The organism is Microtetraspora malaysiensis (genome assembly GCF_050947145.1).
GTDB lineage: Bacteria > Actinomycetota > Actinomycetes > Streptosporangiales > Streptosporangiaceae > Microtetraspora_A > Microtetraspora_A malaysiensis.
In genome coordinates this window covers 6322701-6338051 of sequence record NZ_CP191998.1, presented here as the reverse complement: position 1 = coordinate 6338051, position 15351 = coordinate 6322701, and the positions used below count along the sequence as shown (strand labels likewise).

The following is a 15351-nucleotide window of genomic DNA, read 5'->3' as shown; positions in this document are numbered from 1 at the left end:
GCTCAACGGGTCTGGGGATCGCCGCCCGCCAGCCGCTGGGCGAGATAGATCGGCACCACCGAGACGATCACCAGCACCGCGGCGACCACGTTCACCACCGGGGCCTGGTTGGGCCGGAACAGGTTCTCGAAGATCCAGATTGGCAGCGTCCTGACCCCGGCGCCCGCGGTGAACGTGGTCACGATGATCTCGTCGAACGACAGCGCGAACGCCAGCAGGCCGCCCGCCAGCAGCGCCGAGCGCATCATCGGGAAGGTGACCAGGCGAAACGTGGTGAACGTGTCCGCGCCCAGGTCGGCCGACGCCTCCTCCAAGTTCAGGCCCATCCGCCGCAGCCGTGCCAGCACGTTGTTGTAGACGGTCACGACGCAGAACGTGGCGTGGCCGACGATCACGGTGAAGAGCCCGAGCGGGACGCCGAGCACCGAGTGGAACGTGTTGCTCAGCGCGATGCCCGTCACGATGCCGGGCAGTGCGATCGGCAGCACGATCAGCAGCGACACGGTGTCGCGGCCGAAGAACCGGTACCGCTGCACCGCGAACGCCGCCATGGTCCCGAGCGCCAGCGCGATCGCCGTGGCGCCCAGGCCCGCCTGGACCGACGTCCACAGCGCGTCGCGCACGCCGGTGGAGCGCCAGGCCGCGCCCCACCACTGGAGCGTGAACCCCGGAGGTGGCCACCCGAACGTCCGGTCGGAGTTGAAGGAGTTCAGCACCACCACGCCCAGCGGGACGTAGACGACGCCGAGCCCCAGGACAAGCGCCGTCCACAGCGCCGCCCGTGCCGTACGCGACAGGTTCACCGTGCCTCCTCCTTCGCCGGCGCGCGGACCGCGTGACTCCCGACGGGTTCGCTTCGGTCTCTCACAGGTTCTCCAGGGCTCCGGTACGGCGGACCGCCGCCAGGTACACCAGCATGATCACGACGGGTACGGTCGCGACGGCCGCCGCGAAGGGCAGGTTGTTCGCCGCGCCGATGTTGTCGTAGACGACGTTGCCGATGAGCTGCGATTTGCCGCCCACGATCTTCACGGTGATGTAGTCGCCCAGCGACAGCGAGAAGGTGAAGATCGACCCCGCGACCACGGCGGGGAAGCTGAGCGGCCATACCACGGTCCGGAAGGTGCGCCAGCCGCGCGCGCCCAGGTCGCCGGCGGCGTCGAGCAGCGAGTTCGGCAGGCGCTCCAGCCCGGCGTAGATCGGCAGGATCATGTACGGCAGCCACAGGTATGAGAGCGTCGCGATGGTGGCGCCCAGCCCGTAGCCCCAGCCGAGCAGGCCCCCGGAGGAGAGCATCACCCGCCACGCGTACGCCTTGGCGAGGTAGGACGCCCACAGAGGGGTGAGCGCCAGGATCACCAGCCAGCGCTGGGCCCGCGGCGAGGCGAGCTTGGCCATGGCGAACGCCATCGGGAAGGCGACGACCAGGTCGATGAGCGTGACCGCGACCGCGACGCCCAGGGAGCGCAGCGCGATCGTCAGGTACACCTCCCCGGTCACCAGGTCGTGGAAGTTCGCCCAGGTGAACGTCTTGACCAGGTCGCCGGTGAACGTGTCGGTCGACCAGAACGCGGTCACGAAGAGTGCGGCGAGCGCCCCCAGGTAGGCGAGCCCCAGCCACGCCAGCGGCGCCGAGAGCAGCAGCGCCAGCCGCGTCCGCGCGTGGCGGTGCAGGAAGGCGGCGGCCCGCGCGCGCGGGCCGGTACGGCCGACGACGGCCGAAGTAGTCATGTGATCTTCTCCCAAAACCCTCCGCCCCGTCCCCGCGCGGCACGCCGCCGCGCCGGGGACGGGAAGCCGGGAACGGTCAGCCCTTGATCTCGGTCCAGGCGCGGGTCCACTCCGAGTAGTCCTTGCACTTCACGTCCGTGCGCCCGTCCAGGCACTGGGCGATCGGCGTGGTCCAGAAGCGGACCTTGGAGAAGTACTCCTCGTCCGTGGCGTGGAACGTGTCGCAGAACGAGGCGTCCGAGGTCTTCGCGCACGCCTTCGCGTTGGCCGGGGCCTCGCCGAACCACTCCGCGACCTGCGCGTTCGCCGTGGGGGAGATGATCCAGTCGAGCCACTTGTAGGCGCAGTTCGGGTGCTTGGCCTGGGCCGCGATCATCCAGGTGTCCGACCAGCCGGTCGAGCCCTCCTTGGGCAGGGTCACCTCGACCGGGGCCTTCTCCGCCTTGGCGAGGTTGGCGATCACCTGCCAGGTGGTGCCGACGACGGTGTCGCCGCCCTTGAACGCCTGGATCTCCTTCGTGTAGTCGGACCAGTACTCGCCGACGATCTGGCGCTGCTGCTTGAGCAGGTCCACCGCGGCCTGGAACTGCGTGTCGTCCAGCGCGTACGGGTCCTTGATGCCGAGCTCCGGCTTGGCCGACATCAGGTAGAGGGCGGCGTCCGCGATGTAGATCGGCGAGTCGTACGCCGTCACCTTCCCCTTGTACGGCGAGGCCGGGTCGAACACCGCGCCCCACGAGTCGGGCGTGGGCTTGACCGCGTCGGTCCGCCACATGAGGAGGTTGGCCCCGCGGCCGTGCGGGACGCCGTACGCGACCCCCTTGACCGAGTTCCACGGCTTGAGCTTGAGGCCGTCGAAGACGTCCGTGTAGTTGGGGATGAGGTCGGTGTTGACCGGAGCGGCCGTTCCGGAGGCGATCAGCCGCAGCGAGGCGTCGCCCGAGGCCGACACCGTGTCGTACTCGCCGGTCTTCATGAGGTTGACCATCTCGTCGGAGGTCCCGGCGACCTTCGTGTTGACCTTGCAGCCGGTCGCCTTCTCGAACGGGTGGACCCAGTCGACCTTGGGGTCGTTGGAGCCGTCCTCGGCGTACCCTGCCCAGGCGACCAGGTTGACCTGGCCCTCTCCGGCGCCGACGGACGTGGCGGCCTTCAGCGCGGGCGGGTTGAAGCCGCTCTGCCCCGGCGCGCCGCCGCCGCTGCCGGTCGCGTCGCCGCCGCAGGCGGTCAGGGTGGCGAGGGCCAGCGCGAACGTGACGGCGAGGCCGCGGGTCAGGAGCACCGGCCGGTGGGAGGTGGACCGCATGGTGTCTCTCCTTGCGTTTCGTGGACGAGTCGTAGCGATGTGTGACGGACGGAACGTCGACGGGGCTCAAGACGATTGAAGAGGCCCCGGATACGGCGGATTCAGGAGGTGATGGCGAATTCGTGGCGGCGTTGCCAGACGAGCCGCACCCGGCGGCCGCGCAGGCCCGTCACGTCCATCGACGAGACCTCCTGGTTCTGCTGCAACGCGATGAGCCGGGTGCCCGTGTCGAGGTCAACCACGAACCGGGTGGCCGGGCCCGCGTAGACGACCTCGGACACGGTGCCCTCGGCGCTGTGCTCGTCTGAGCCCGGCGGGTCGGCGTCGTCGAGGACGACCCGCAGCTTCTCCGGGCGGACGCTGAACGTGCCCTCCTTGCCGAGCACCGCGCGCGCCGTCGCCCCCGAGATGAGGTTGGAGGTGCCGACGAAGCCGGCGACGAACGCGGTCGCGGGGCGCTCGTAGATCTCCGCCGGGGTGCCGATCTGCTCGATGGCGCCCGCGTTGAACACCGCGATCCGGTCGCTCATGGTGAGCGCCTCCTCCTGGTCGTGGGTGACGAACAGGAAGGTGATGCCGACCTCGCGCTGGATGGCCTTCAGCTCGACCTGCATCTCCTCGCGCAGCTTGAGGTCGAGCGCGCCGAGCGGCTCGTCGAGCAGCAGCACGCGCGGCCGGTTGACCAGGGCGCGGGCGAGGGCGACCCGCTGGCGTTGTCCTCCGGAGAGCTGCGCCGGGCGGCGCTTCTCGAAGCCGTCGAGCCGGACCGACGCCAGTGCCTCCATTGCGCGGGCGCGCCGCTCCGCCTTGGGGACCCGCTTCACCCGCAGGCCGTACTCGACGTTCTCCAGCACGCTCATGTGCGGGAACAGCGCGTAGTCCTGGAAGACGGTGTTCACGTCCCGCTCGAACGGCGCGAGCCGGGTGACGTCCCGGCCGCCCAGCTCGACGGTTCCGGCGGTGGGGGACTCGAACCCGGCGATCATGCGCAGGACGGTGGTCTTCCCGGAGCCGGACGGCCCGAGCATCGCGAAGAACTCGCCGTCGGCCACGTCGAGGTCCACGCTGGCGACCGCGACGACGCTCCCGAAACTCTTGCGGAGTCCGCGCAGGCTGACCGCGCGGCCGTCGCGGTCGGAGACCGTGGAGGTGACGGACGTCACTTCTTGCTGTGGCATGACCGGAAACATATGGGTTTAAAGATTTCCCGGTAAAGCCCTGATCCGGTATCACTGTGTTAACTATCCGACGAAAGTGATCGAAGACCAGGAAAGCGGGCAGATCGGCATGTTGGCGGCGCGACACACCGGATCCGGCGGGCGAGTGACCGACTGGGCATGGCCGTGAGCGTCGCGCGGCTGGCGGTCTTCTCCCCGGTCGACAGCACCGGCCGGGTCGACCTCGTGGTCCGGCGGCTCGGTGACGCGATCGCCCTCGGCCTGCTCGCGGACGGCGAGCAGCTCCCCAGCGAGGCCGAGCTGGCGGGCCGCCTCGGCGTCTCGACCGTGACCGTACGCGAGGCGCTCATGGCGCTGCGCGAGCGGGGGCTGGTGGAGACCAGGCGCGGCCGGGGCGGCGGCAGCTTCGCCCGCGCCCCCTCGGAGCCCGATGTGACCGAGCGGCTCGGCGACCTCGCCGTGGACGAGCTGCGCGACCTCGGCGACCACTACGCCGCCGTCGCCGGGGCCGCGGCCCGGCTCGCGGCGCAGCGCTCGCTGCCCTCGGACGTCGCGCCGCTGTGGCGCTCGCTCGACGAGATGGCCGTGGCCGAGACGAGCGCCCAGCTCCGCCGCCTGGACGGCCGCTTCCACATCGAGGTCGCGGCGGCCTCCCAGTCCGCGCGCCTCACCCGGGAGGAGATCCGGTTACAGGCCGACATCGGACCGTTGCTGTGGCTTTCGCACGAGGACCTCGCAGGGCACGATGAGACGGCGGCACAGCATCGCGCCATCGCCGAGGCGATCGGCGCGGGCGACGCCGACCGGGCGCGCGACCTCGCCGAGCGGCACGTGCTCGACGCCACGGACCACCTGATCGAGCTTCGGCTGCGGCTGCGGGAGTAAGACGATGACCACACGGTCGGACACGGTGCGATCGGTCGCGCCGCCGGGCGCCCGCCCCGCCGCTGCGCTGGCCACGGTGCCCGCCGCGCCGACTGGATCGGCCGGGGCGCCCGCCGGAACGGCCGTGGCCGCCGCGCTGGCCCGGGTCCGCGACACCGCCGAGGAGGTCTTCGCGGCGCTCGCCGACGTGCGCGCCGCGACCGCCGGCCGGGCCCGTTCCGTACGGCGCGGCGGGCGCGGCCTGGTCAGCTCCGACCTCGCCGCGCTGCGCCCCCTGCTGTTCGGCCGGCTCGGCGCGATCATCGCCGGCATCGGGTTCATCGCCGCGCCCGGGCTGCTCGCCGACGCGCCCTGGTACCTGGAGTGGTGGCAGGAGAGCCCCTCGGGGGCGCCCGTGCAGCTCCTGCGCGACCTCGACCCGTCGAGCAGCGCCTTCTACGACTACACCCACTGGGACTGGTACACCGGCCCCGCCACGGGCGCGGAGCACACGATCTGCGGGCCGTACGTCGACTACCTGTGCACCGACGAGTACAGCCTCACCCTCTCGGTGCCGGTGACGCTGGACGGCGTCTTCCTCGGGGTGGCCGCGGCCGACGTGTTCGTGCGGCGCTTCCAGGCCGCCGTGGTGCCCGCGCTCAGAGAGATCCCCGTCCCGGCGTTCCTGGTCAACGCCCAGGGCCGGGTGGTGGCCTCCAACACCGCCCGCTGGGTCGCCGGCTCCGTGTACCGGGGGACCGAGGGCTTCGCAGTGCGCCGGGTGCCGGGCCTTCCGCTGTCGCTCGTCGAGGGCACCGGCCGGTAGACCGGCTCCGGCCTGCGGCAGAATTGGCGCATGTCCCTCGATCCGAAGATCGCCGCGCGGCTGAAGCGCACCCAGGACGGGCTGGTGCCCGCCGTCGTCCAGCAGCACGACACCGGCGAGGTGCTGATGCTCGCCTGGATGGACGACGAGGCGCTGCACCGCACGCTCACCACGGGCCGGGCCACGTACTGGTCCCGCAGCCGGGGGGAGTACTGGATCAAGGGTGACACCTCCGGCAGCGTGCAGTGGGTGCGGTCGGTGAGCCTCGACTGCGACGGCGACACGATCCTGCTGAAGGTCGACCAGGTGGGCGCCGCCTGCCACACCGGCGACCGCACCTGCTTCGACGCCGGGGTGCTCGACGCCGTCCAGGGCCACGCGGGGGACGACGTCGCGACGCGGGGCGGCGAGCGGTCATGACGTCGTCCCCGGGCGCGGGAGGTCCGGCCGCCGGGACCGGCGTGTCCCGCGCCGACGCCCGGCCCCGTGGCGCGCGGCGCTCGCTGATGGCCTGGTTGGTGTGCTGCGCGGCCGGGGCGGGCCTGGTGCTGTTCGCGGCCGGCAAAGAGTGGGCCGCCGTCGGCTACGGCGGGGCGCCGGTTCCCGTGAACGGCGGCGACGCCGTCGCCGGCCTCACGCCTCTCGTCCTGGCCGCCCTGGCCGCCGTGCTCGCCGTTTTTGCGACCAGAGGCGTGTGGCGGCGGCTGGTCGGCGTGGTGCTCACGTGCTGCGGCGCCGCCGTCGCGGCGCTGGCGTGGCCGTCCCGGCTGCCCGAGAGGGCCGTGGAGGTCGCCGAGACCACGCGCTCGCTCTCCGGCCAGGCGGCGCGTGTGACGGTGACGGCGTGGCCGTGGGCGGCGGTCGCCGGAGGAGCGCTGCTCGCCGCCTGCGGCGTGGCGGCGGTGTTGCTCGCCGGCGCCTGGCCGGGCATGTCCGGCAAGTATGAGCGTCGTTCCGGCGATGGCGGGAAGACGACGCGACGGGTCACCGGCGACCGGGCGTTGTGGGACGCGATCGACGAGGGGACGGACCCCACTGTCGATTTGGATGATCATTCCGGAAATGACAAGAAATAGTAAAGAAACCGCACGCGACGTGGTCATTTCCCGCTTTGCGGCATCGTCACGAATTGCCGACGAAGTGGATACTCTCGCAACACCAGTCCGATGTGTCGCTAAGCTTCCGGTCCGCAACTCATGACCATATAGGAGCCGTGAAATGAGCTACGGAAACCAGCCGGGCGACACGGGGGGCTACGGGGCGCAGCCGCCCGGCGGCGGATACGGCCCGCCTCCCGGTGACGGTGGCTACCCGCCTCCCGGTGGCTACCCGCCGCCCGGCGGCGGATACGGCCCGCCTCCCGGTGATGGTGGCTACCCGCCGCCCGGCGGGTACGGCGCCGCGCCGACCCCGCCGAACAACCACCTCGTGATGGCCATCATCACCACGGTCCTGTGCTGCCTTCCGTTGGGCATCGTCTCGATCGTCTACGCCACCCAGGTCAACTCGAAGTGGGCGATGGGTGACTTCCAGGGCGCGATGGCCGCTTCGGAGTCGGCCAAGAAGTGGTGGATCGCATCCTTGATCACGGCTGCTGTCCTCTTCGTGCTGTACATCGTTCTCGTCGTCGTGCTGGGAGTGTTCAGCGCCAGCGTGAGCAGCTCGTCATACTGAGGGCCATGACGGAGACAGCGCATGAGCGGCGCGGCGCGGACCGGATTCGGTCGGTGCTCGCGCCGCTCGGCGTCGCGGCGGTCACCGGCGCGGCCTTCGCGTTCGTGGGCTCCGTGGACCCCAACCAGCCCGGGCACTACCCGACGTGCCCCTTCCTCTTCCTGACCGGGCTCTACTGCCCCGGCTGCGGCACGCTGCGCGCGATGCACGCGCTCGCCCACGCCGACCCGCTCACTGCCCTCGGGTTCAACCCGCTCGCGATGGCCACCATCCCGTTCCTGCTGTTCTGGTGGGGGCGCTGGACGCTGCGCTCGTGGCAGGGGAGGCCCGCCCGCGCCACCCTGGCGCGGCCCATATATCTGTGGGCCTTCCTCGCCCTCGTGATCGTTTATTGGGTGGTGCGAAACCTCCCATTCGGTCGCGTTCTAGCCCCCTGACGAGACCCGATGGCCGAGCGGCCTCGGCGAGGCCGATAGCATCGGCAGGGCAAGGTAGCGACGGCAGCGACCGGAGGGACCGCTTCTCGTGAGCGAGCGTAGCGAGCGAACAGGTTTGCGCGGCAGTGTTCACTCATGCGGGCTCCGAGCCGATGGCGAGGAGGGCTCATGAGCGTTCTCGACGACATCATCACCGGCGTCCGCGAGGACCTGGAGGCCCGGCAGCAGGCCGTGCCGATCGAGCTTCTGAAGGAGCGCGCCGGGCGCGCTCCGGCGGCCAAGGACGCCTACGCCGCACTCGGCGGCGACAAAGTCTCGGTGATCGCCGAGGTGAAGCGGTCGAGCCCGTCCAAGGGCGCGCTCGCCGCGATCGCCGACCCCGCGGCCCTCGCCGCGGACTACGAGGCCGGCGGGGCGCACGTGATCAGCGTGCTGACCGAGCGGCGCAGGTTCGGCGGCACCCTGGAGGACCTGGCCTCGGTCCGGGCCGCGGTGGACATCCCCATCCTGCGCAAGGACTTCATCGTCACCTCCTACCAGCTCTGGGAGGCCCGGGCGTACGGCGCGGACCTCGCGCTGCTCATCGTGGCCGCCCTGGAGCAGAACGCGCTGGTCTCGCTCATCGAGCGGGCCGAGTCGATCGGCCTCGCCCCGCTGGTCGAGGTGCACACCGAGGAAGAGCTCGACCGCGCCCTCGCCGCCGGAGCCAGGATCATCGGCGTCAACGCGCGCAACCTCAAGACCCTGGAAGTCGACCGGGACGTCTTCGCCAAGATCGCGCCCAAGATCCCCGACGGCGTCATCAAGATCGCCGAGTCGGGCGTGCGCGGCCCGCACGACCTGCTCGCGTACGCGCGGGCCGGGGCCGACGCGGTGCTGGTCGGCGAGAGCCTGGTCACCGGAAAGGACCCCAGGGCCGCCGTGAACGATCTGGTCACCGCCGGCGCCCACCCATCGTCTCGGCAGGAGAGGCAGTCGTGAGCCTGACAGAAGGACCCATCGTCACCGCGGCGGACCTCGCCGGCAACGGCGTCTACGGCGACGACCCGGACGGCGACGGCAAGTTCGGCATCTTCGGCGGGCGGTTCGTGCCCGAGGCCCTGATCCCGGCGCTCGACGAGGTGGCCGCCGAGTACGAGAAGGCCAAGACCGACGAGGCGTTCCTCCGCGAGTTCGACCACCTGCTGCGCACGTACGCGGGGCGGCCGACCACGCTCACGGAGGTGCCGCGCTTCGCCGAGCACGCGGGCGGCGCCCGGATCGTGCTCAAGCGCGAGGACCTCACCCACACCGGCGCGCACAAGATCAACAATGTGCTGGGGCAGGCGCTGCTGACCCGGCGGCTGGGCAAGACCCGGGTGATCGCCGAGACCGGCGCGGGCCAGCACGGCGTGGCCACGGCCACCGCCGCCGCCTTGCTCGGCCTGGAGTGCGTCATCTACATGGGCGCCGTGGACTGCGAGCGCCAGGCGCTCAACGTCGCCCGGATGAAGCTGCTCGGCGCGACCGTCGTGCCGGTCACCAACGGCAGCCAGACGCTCAAGGACGCGATCAACGAGGCGTTCCGCGACTGGGTCACCAACGTCGACCGCACCCACTACCTCTTCGGCACGGTCGCCGGGCCGCACCCGTTCCCCGAGATCGTCCGCGACTTCGCCCGGATCATCGGCGTCGAGGCCCGCCGCCAGATCCTGGAGCTGACCGGCCGGCTGCCCGACGCGATCTGCGCCGCGGTCGGCGGCGGTTCCAACGCCATCGGGATCTTCCACGCCTTCATCGGTGACGAGGGAGTCCGGCTGTATGGCTACGAGGCCGCCGGGCATGGGCTGGAGAGCGGCGAGCACGCCCTCACCCTCACCGCGGGCAGCGTCGGCGTGCTGCACGGCGCCCGCACGTACGTCCTGCAGGACGAGGAGGGCCAGACGATCGAGTCGCACTCGATCTCGGCCGGTCTCGACTACCCCGGGGTGGGCCCCGAGCACGCCTGGCTGAAGGACTCCGGCCGGGCCGTCTACGAAGGCATCACCGACGCCGAGGCGATGGAGGCGTTCGCCCTGCTCGCCCGCACCGAGGGCATCATCCCGGCGATCGAGTCCTCGCACGCCCTCGCCGGTGCGCTGAAGCTCGGGCGCGAGCTCGGCCCGGAGGCCACCATCCTGGTGAACCTCTCCGGCCGCGGCGACAAGGACATGGGCACCGCGATGAAGTACTTCAACCTCTAAGCACCTCTACGCTGATCCTCCGACTGAGCGGGGGAGCCGGGCCGGCGACGGCGGAGCGGCGAAACGGCGGCCCCACCCAGGTGAGGCGGATCCGACCCAGACGAACGGAACACCGATGACGACACTTCAGACGGTCTTCTCGAAGGCGCGCGCCGAGAACCGGGCCGCCCTCGTGGGCTACCTGCCGGCCGGTTTCCCCACCAAGGACGGGGCCGTCGCCGCCGCCACCGCCATGGTGGAGGCCGGGTGCGACGTGATCGAGATCGGCCTGCCGTACTCTGACCCGCTCATGGACGGCCCCACCATCCAGGACGCTGTCCACCGCTCACTGGAGAACGGCACCCGCATCGCCGACGTGATGCGCACGGTCGAGGGCGTCGCCAAGACCGGCGCCGCGACCCTCGTCATGACGTACTGGAACCCGATCGACCGGTACGGCGCGACCCGCTTCGCGCGCGACCTGGCGAACGCCGGCGGCGTCGGTACGATCACCCCCGACCTCACGCCCGAGGAGTCCGGGGTCTGGCTCCAGGAGAGCAAGGACGCGGGCATCGACACCGTGTTCCTGGTCGCGCCGAGCTCCACCGAGGACCGCATCGGCAAGGTGGCCAAGATCTGCACCGGCTTCGTCTACGCCGCCTCCCTGATGGGCGTGACGGGCGCGCGCGAGTCGGTCGGATCCGCCGCCGAGGGCCTGGTCGCCCGCACCCGGCAGCACACCTCCCTGCCCGTGTGCGTCGGGCTCGGCGTGGGCACCGGGGCGCAGGCCGCCGAGGTGGCCGCCTACGCCGACGGCGTGATCGTCGGCTCCGCGTTCATCCGGCGTCTCCTCGACGCGCCCGACGAGGCGTCCGGGCTCGCCTCGGTGCGCGAGCTCGCGGCCGAGCTCGCCGCGGGCGTCCGCCGGTAGCCGACCGGGGCCGGCCCTACCCAGATAACAGGGGGGTCGATCGCTTAACCGGCGCTTATGCCGTCCATGATGTGGTGGGCTCCAAGTAATGTGCAGATAGCACGGCCGTCGCGCTGGTGACGGCCGGACATCGTGACGGCAACGAGGCCAACCCCGCGAGGAGACGAATGGTGTTGACTCACCAGAAGGCCGCACCTGGTCGACCGCGAACGGAACACCCCGCGTTACCCTGGGTGACGACCGCGGCCCGGCTGGTCCTCGCGGCGGTGCTCATCGTGGCGGGCGGACTCAAGATCGGCGCCCCGGCGCTCTCGGTGCAGGCGGTACAGGCGTACCAACTCCTGCCGGACTCGCTGGCCACGGCCATCGGGTACGGTCTGCCTATCGTCGAAATCGTCATCGGCGTCCTGCTGGTGGTCGGCCTGCTGACCAGGGTCGCGGCCATGGTCTCCGGGTTGCTCATGCTGGCGTTCGTCATTGGCATCGCCTCCGCCTGGGCGCGGGGTCTGCGCATCGACTGCGGCTGCTTCGGCGGCGGCGGCGAGCTGGGCGCGGGTGAGAGCCCCAACTATCTCTGGGAGATCCTCCGTGACTTCGGCCTGGTGGTCGTGGCCGCGTGGATCTTCATCCGTCCGCCGGGCCGCCTCGCGATGGACTCCGCACTCGGCCTGACCGGGCCGCGCGAGCCGCACCAGCCTGAAGGCGACATTTTCCAGGGCGAAGAGCCCGACGCATAGGGAGAGATGCATGAGCAAGGCGGCGAGGGACGCCTCGGTCCGGGCACGCATCGCGGCGCAACGGGAAACCGAGCGCAAGCAGGAGCAGCGCAAGCGCCTGACCACGATCATCACCGTGGTGGTCGTCGTGCTGGCCGTGATCGGCGGCGGCTGGTGGTACGCCGCGCAGCAGAGCAAGTCCGAGACGGTCGCCGGCGGGCTCGCCCCCGTGACCGTGCAGAGCGACGGCACCGCCGTGATGGCCAAGCCCGGGGTCACCACGCCGGTCCTGGACATCTTCGAGGACCCGCAGTGCCCGGTCTGCAAGCAGCTTGAGGAGATCAGCGGCCCCACGATCAAGAACCTCGCCGCCGAAGGCAAGGTCAAGGTCGTCTACCACCCGCTCACGATCTTCTCGCAGGAGCCGACCCGGTCGAACTCGCTTCGCGCCGCGTCCGCGCTGCGCTGCGTGTCCGACGGCAGTCAGTGGATCGCCTTCCACGACCGGCTCTTCAAGGAGCAGCCGAGCGAGACCGCCGAGGGCTTCAAGACCGACGACCTGGTGAAGTGGGGCAATGACGTCGGCGTCACCGCGCCCGGCTTCGAGAGCTGCGTCAAGGACCAGACTCAGCAGGCGGCGCACGAGCAGTCCTCCACCAAGACGCTGCAGGACCAGAAGCTCCAGGGGACGCCGACGCTCAAGCTGAACGGCACCGTCATCGACAACAACACGATCTTCGTGCCGAGCGCGCTTCGCCAGGAAATCATCAATGCCGGCAAGTAGGACGGGACGGGCCGTGGATCTTCGCGGCCCGTTCTCCCCAGCTGTGCGCGAGGTCGCGTCCGTCTACGGTAACGTCCATTGACATGCCCCTCGCCTCGATTCCCAGCCCGTCACAAGGGGTCTGGAACCTCGGTCCGCTCCCCATCCGGGCGTACGCGCTGTGCATCGTGCTCGGCGTCATCGTCGCCGTCTGGATAGGGGAGCGGCGTTGGCGCGCCCGCGGTGGCGCGCCGGGAGCGATCACCGATCTCGCCGTCTGGGCCGTGCCGTTCGGCCTCGTCGGCGGGCGGCTGTACCACGTCATCACCGATTGGCAGCTCTACTTCGGCCCCGAAGCGCCGAACCGGCCGATCGACACCCTGTTCATCTGGAAGGGCGGCCTCGGCATCTGGGGGGCCATCGCGCTGGGCGCCCTCGGGGTGTGGATCGCCTGCCGCCGCCGGGGCATCTCGTTCTCGGCGGTCGCCGACACCCTTGCCCCGGCCATCGCCGTGGCGCAGGCGATCGGCCGCTGGGGCAACTACTTCAACCAGGAGCTGTTCGGCGGGCCCACCACGCTGCCCTGGGGCCTGGAGATCGAGCCGGGCCGTCCCGGCACGGTGCCCGGCGCCGACACCTACCACCCGACCTTCCTGTACGAGTCGCTGTGGAACCTCGCCCTCGCGGGCATCCTGGTGCTCGTGGGCAGGCGCTTCGCCCTCCGGCACGGCCGGCTGTTCGCGCTGTACGTCGCGGGATACACCCTCGGCCGGTTCTGGGTCGAGGGCCTGCGGGTCGACCCCGCCCACCACATCCTCGGGCTCCGGCTGAACCAGTGGACCGCCGTGGTGATCTTCCTGCTGGCGATCGCGTACTTCTGGTTCGCGCGGAACAAGACCGGCGAGGAGCCGCTCGGCGCCGAGAGCCCGGCAGGCGACCCGGGCGAGTCCGGCGCGGCGGACGGCGGCTCTGACGCAGCCGATTCACCCGAGGGCGGCTCGGCCGGCTCCGACACCACCGGTGAGGCGGCCGCCTCACCAGAACAGGGAGGAAGCCGGCGATGACCGGCGCAGATTCGGGGGTTCGCGCCGAGATCCATCACCAGCACCGGGACGTGAACGGCGGCTGGCTGCGCCCGGCGGTGTTCGGCGCGATGGACGGCCTCGTCTCCAACTTCGCCCTCATCGCGGGCGTGGCGGGCGGCACGGCCGACACCAAGATCATCGCGCTCGCCGGCGTGGCCGGCCTCGCCGCCGGGGCCTTCTCCATGGCCGGCGGCGAGTACGTTTCGGTGGCCAGCCAGCGCGAGCTGGCCCAGGCGGAGATCGACGTCGAGCGTCGCGAGCTCGAACGCAATCCGGAGGCCGAGGAGGCCGAGCTCGCCCAGCTCTACGTGCAGCGCGGGGTCGAGCCGGAGACGGCCAGGGAGGTCGCCCGCCAGATCTCCAGGAACCCGGAGAAGGCGCTGGAGGTGCACGCCCGGGCCGAGCTCGGCGTCGATCCGCACGACCTGCCCTCGCCGATGCTCGCCGCGGTCTCCTCGTTCCTGTCGTTCACCATCGGGGCCCTGATCCCGCTCCTGCCGTACCTGCTGGGTGTGCAGGGGCTGTGGGTGTCGGTGATCGCGTCCTCGGTGGCGCTGTTCGCCGCCGGCGCGGTGGTGTCCCAGGTGACGGCGCGGAGCTGGTGGTTCAGCGGGCTGCGCCAACTCCTGGTGGGCGCGGTGGCGGCGGCGCTCACGTGGGGGCTCGGCACGGCGGTCGGAGCAAGCGGTCTGTGACGAAGCGCAAGCGCAGGTCGCAGCCGCCCTCGGAGCGCTGGACCAGCGACACCCTGGCCGAGTTCGGGCTGAGCGTCCTGCAGCAGCGGCTCGTCATCGGCATCGGATCGGTGGTGGCGGGCGTCGCCTCCGTGGTGGCCCTGATCTTCCTGGCCAACATGATCGGGAGCGGTGACGTCCCGCCGGCGCAGGGATCGAGCTCCCTCGGCGGGGCCCGGCCCGGCGACTACCGCGCCTGGTCCTCGCTCAAGCAGTTCGCCCCCATCGCGAACCGCAAGGCCGACGCCGCTCCTCTCACCCTGAAGGAGCTCTTCGGGGGGCGCACCGTGCAGGCAGGAAAAATCACCCTCAAGCGGGTCGGTGTCCACCTCGACAGCGGGTGCCGCCAGTCCGTCTGGGGCGCCGACCTGGTCCAGGAGCTGTCCGAGGCGGGGTGCACGCAGATCGCGCGCGGTTTCTACACCAGCGCCGACGGCACGTACATCGCCCAGTACGCCATGCTCAACCTTGCCGACGTCACGGCCGCCGACGGCCTGGTCGAGCGGCTGAAGTCGCTCTACCTGGGCGGCTGGATGCTGCCGCTCGACCCGGCCAAGGCCGGGTTCACCGGGTACACCGAGGCGAGCGGCCACGCGATGGGCCACTACGTCGGACTGGTCTGGATCGGCAGGGCCGACGGCGCCGACCCGACCCCGCAGGACGACTTCGTCACGCTCGGCCTTGCCGTACGCGATGTGGAACGGGCGCTCTACAAGCGCGTCGTCGCGGTCGCGGGCGTTCCCTCGATCACCGTCAAGCCGTCGCCGGGGGAGGAGACGGCCCAGCCGGCCGAGCCGGGCCCCACCGAGTCCGGGACAGGGGAGGGGGCCGGATCCCCGGCCTCGCCCTCTCCGACCCCCGTGGGGCAGTAGGCCGGAACCCGCTCACCCGCTACCAGGGCAAAG

At 71.2% G+C, this 15351-nt stretch carries 18 protein-coding genes; 14 read left to right on the top strand and 4 right to left on the bottom strand.

Going from position 1 to position 15351, the window contains the following annotated elements; genetic code table 11:
* Nucleotides 1–2 precede the first annotated feature (2 nt).
* The 4 genes from ACQP1V_RS29895 to ACQP1V_RS29880 form a co-directional block, all read right to left on the bottom strand.
* Nucleotides 3–803, bottom strand: coding sequence for an ABC transporter permease (locus ACQP1V_RS29895; protein ID WP_433413366.1), 801 nt, complete (start codon nt 801–803; stop codon nt 3–5).
* 61 nt (nt 804–864) lie between these two features.
* Nucleotides 865–1731 (bottom strand): ABC transporter permease, encoded by an 867-nt coding sequence (locus tag ACQP1V_RS29890; protein WP_433413365.1) that lies wholly within the window; start codon nt 1729–1731, stop codon nt 865–867.
* A gap of 76 nt (nt 1732–1807) precedes the next feature.
* Nucleotides 1808–3037, bottom strand: coding sequence for an ABC transporter substrate-binding protein (locus ACQP1V_RS29885; protein ID WP_433413364.1), 1230 nt, complete (start codon nt 3035–3037; stop codon nt 1808–1810).
* Nucleotides 3038–3138: 101 nt separating this feature from the next.
* Complete coding sequence (locus ACQP1V_RS29880) at nt 3139–4215, bottom strand: ABC transporter ATP-binding protein (protein WP_433413363.1); 1077 nt, start codon at nt 4213–4215, stop codon at nt 3139–3141.
* A 159-nt stretch (nt 4216–4374) separates the two neighbouring features.
* Between ACQP1V_RS29880 and ACQP1V_RS29875 the strand changes: the two genes are divergently transcribed.
* From ACQP1V_RS29875 to ACQP1V_RS29810, 14 genes are all read left to right on the top strand, one after another.
* Nucleotides 4375–5100 carry a FadR/GntR family transcriptional regulator gene (locus tag ACQP1V_RS29875; RefSeq protein ID WP_433413362.1) on the top strand — a complete coding sequence of 242 codons (726 nt, stop codon included), beginning with the start codon at nt 4375–4377 and terminating at the stop codon, nt 5098–5100.
* Between the two features lie 4 nt (nt 5101–5104).
* Entirely contained in the window at nt 5105–5905 is an 801-nt protein-coding gene (locus tag ACQP1V_RS29870; RefSeq protein ID WP_433413361.1) for a cache domain-containing protein, read from the top strand.
* A gap of 30 nt (nt 5906–5935) precedes the next feature.
* Complete coding sequence (gene hisI, locus ACQP1V_RS29865) at nt 5936–6325, top strand: phosphoribosyl-AMP cyclohydrolase (RefSeq protein WP_067128577.1); 390 nt, start codon at nt 5936–5938, stop codon at nt 6323–6325.
* Nucleotides 6322–6981 carry a Trp biosynthesis-associated membrane protein gene (locus ACQP1V_RS29860; RefSeq protein ID WP_433413360.1) on the top strand — a complete coding sequence of 220 codons (660 nt, stop codon included), beginning with the start codon at nt 6322–6324 and terminating at the stop codon, nt 6979–6981. The genes hisI and ACQP1V_RS29860 overlap by 4 nt, the downstream gene beginning before the upstream one ends.
* 142 nt (nt 6982–7123) lie before the next feature.
* Nucleotides 7124–7579 carry a CD225/dispanin family protein gene (locus ACQP1V_RS29855; RefSeq protein ID WP_433413359.1) on the top strand — a complete coding sequence of 152 codons (456 nt, stop codon included), beginning with the start codon at nt 7124–7126 and terminating at the stop codon, nt 7577–7579.
* A gap of 5 nt (nt 7580–7584) precedes the next feature.
* On the top strand, nt 7585–8016 hold the full coding sequence (locus tag ACQP1V_RS29850; RefSeq protein ID WP_433413358.1) for a DUF2752 domain-containing protein: 432 nt from the start codon (nt 7585–7587) through the stop codon (nt 8014–8016).
* Between the two features lie 168 nt (nt 8017–8184).
* Nucleotides 8185–8997 (top strand): indole-3-glycerol phosphate synthase TrpC, encoded by an 813-nt coding sequence (gene trpC, locus ACQP1V_RS29845; RefSeq protein WP_387408864.1) that lies wholly within the window; start codon nt 8185–8187, stop codon nt 8995–8997.
* A gap of 17 nt (nt 8998–9014) precedes the next feature.
* The gene (gene trpB, locus ACQP1V_RS29840; protein WP_433426001.1) at nt 9015–10238 is read left to right on the top strand and encodes a tryptophan synthase subunit beta; all 1224 of its coding nucleotides are present in this window, start codon (nt 9015–9017) and stop codon (nt 10236–10238) included.
* Between the two features lie 115 nt (nt 10239–10353).
* Nucleotides 10354–11148: a tryptophan synthase subunit alpha gene (gene trpA / locus ACQP1V_RS29835; RefSeq protein WP_067128584.1), complete on the top strand. Its 795-nt coding sequence runs from the start codon at nt 10354–10356 to the stop codon at nt 11146–11148.
* Between the two features lie 233 nt (nt 11149–11381).
* A complete protein-coding gene (locus ACQP1V_RS29830; protein ID WP_433413357.1) occupies nt 11382–11885 on the top strand; it encodes a DoxX family protein in 504 nt (167 codons plus the stop codon).
* A gap of 10 nt (nt 11886–11895) precedes the next feature.
* Nucleotides 11896–12648 carry a DsbA family protein gene (locus ACQP1V_RS29825; RefSeq protein WP_387408866.1) on the top strand — a complete coding sequence of 251 codons (753 nt, stop codon included), beginning with the start codon at nt 11896–11898 and terminating at the stop codon, nt 12646–12648.
* An 83-nt stretch (nt 12649–12731) separates the two neighbouring features.
* Nucleotides 12732–13691 carry a prolipoprotein diacylglyceryl transferase gene (gene lgt / locus ACQP1V_RS29820; protein ID WP_433413356.1) on the top strand — a complete coding sequence of 320 codons (960 nt, stop codon included), beginning with the start codon at nt 12732–12734 and terminating at the stop codon, nt 13689–13691.
* The gene (locus ACQP1V_RS29815; protein ID WP_433413355.1) at nt 13688–14407 is read left to right on the top strand and encodes a VIT1/CCC1 transporter family protein; all 720 of its coding nucleotides are present in this window, start codon (nt 13688–13690) and stop codon (nt 14405–14407) included. Before lgt ends, ACQP1V_RS29815 begins: the two co-directional genes overlap by 4 nt.
* On the top strand, nt 14404–15318 hold the full coding sequence (locus tag ACQP1V_RS29810) for a hypothetical protein (protein WP_433413354.1): 915 nt from the start codon (nt 14404–14406) through the stop codon (nt 15316–15318). Before ACQP1V_RS29815 ends, ACQP1V_RS29810 begins: the two co-directional genes overlap by 4 nt.
* Nucleotides 15319–15351 lie beyond the last annotated feature (33 nt).

What these genes read in the sequence shown, in the direction of transcription:
- ACQP1V_RS29890 (WP_433413365.1), bottom strand. Translation starts at nt 1,731, where the DNA reads ATGACTACTTCGGCCGTCGTCGGCCGTACCGGCCCGCGCGCGCGGGCC.
- ACQP1V_RS29885 (WP_433413364.1), bottom strand. Translation starts at nt 3,037, where the DNA reads ATGCGGTCCACCTCCCACCGGCCGGTGCTCCTGACCCGCGGCCTCGCC.
- ACQP1V_RS29880 (WP_433413363.1), bottom strand. Translation starts at nt 4,215, where the DNA reads ATGCCACAGCAAGAAGTGACGTCCGTCACCTCCACGGTCTCCGACCGC.
- ACQP1V_RS29875 (WP_433413362.1), top strand. Translation starts at nt 4,375, where the DNA reads ATGGCCGTGAGCGTCGCGCGGCTGGCGGTCTTCTCCCCGGTCGACAGC.
- ACQP1V_RS29870 (WP_433413361.1), top strand. Translation starts at nt 5,105, where the DNA reads ATGACCACACGGTCGGACACGGTGCGATCGGTCGCGCCGCCGGGCGCC.
- hisI (WP_067128577.1), top strand. Translation starts at nt 5,936, where the DNA reads ATGTCCCTCGATCCGAAGATCGCCGCGCGGCTGAAGCGCACCCAGGAC.
- ACQP1V_RS29860 (WP_433413360.1), top strand. Translation starts at nt 6,322, where the DNA reads ATGACGTCGTCCCCGGGCGCGGGAGGTCCGGCCGCCGGGACCGGCGTG.
- ACQP1V_RS29855 (WP_433413359.1), top strand. Translation starts at nt 7,124, where the DNA reads ATGAGCTACGGAAACCAGCCGGGCGACACGGGGGGCTACGGGGCGCAG.
- ACQP1V_RS29850 (WP_433413358.1), top strand. Translation starts at nt 7,585, where the DNA reads ATGACGGAGACAGCGCATGAGCGGCGCGGCGCGGACCGGATTCGGTCG.
- trpC (WP_387408864.1), top strand. Translation starts at nt 8,185, where the DNA reads ATGAGCGTTCTCGACGACATCATCACCGGCGTCCGCGAGGACCTGGAG.
- trpA (WP_067128584.1), top strand. Translation starts at nt 10,354, where the DNA reads ATGACGACACTTCAGACGGTCTTCTCGAAGGCGCGCGCCGAGAACCGG.
- ACQP1V_RS29825 (WP_387408866.1), top strand. Translation starts at nt 11,896, where the DNA reads ATGAGCAAGGCGGCGAGGGACGCCTCGGTCCGGGCACGCATCGCGGCG.
- lgt (WP_433413356.1), top strand. Translation starts at nt 12,732, where the DNA reads ATGCCCCTCGCCTCGATTCCCAGCCCGTCACAAGGGGTCTGGAACCTC.
- ACQP1V_RS29815 (WP_433413355.1), top strand. Translation starts at nt 13,688, where the DNA reads ATGACCGGCGCAGATTCGGGGGTTCGCGCCGAGATCCATCACCAGCAC.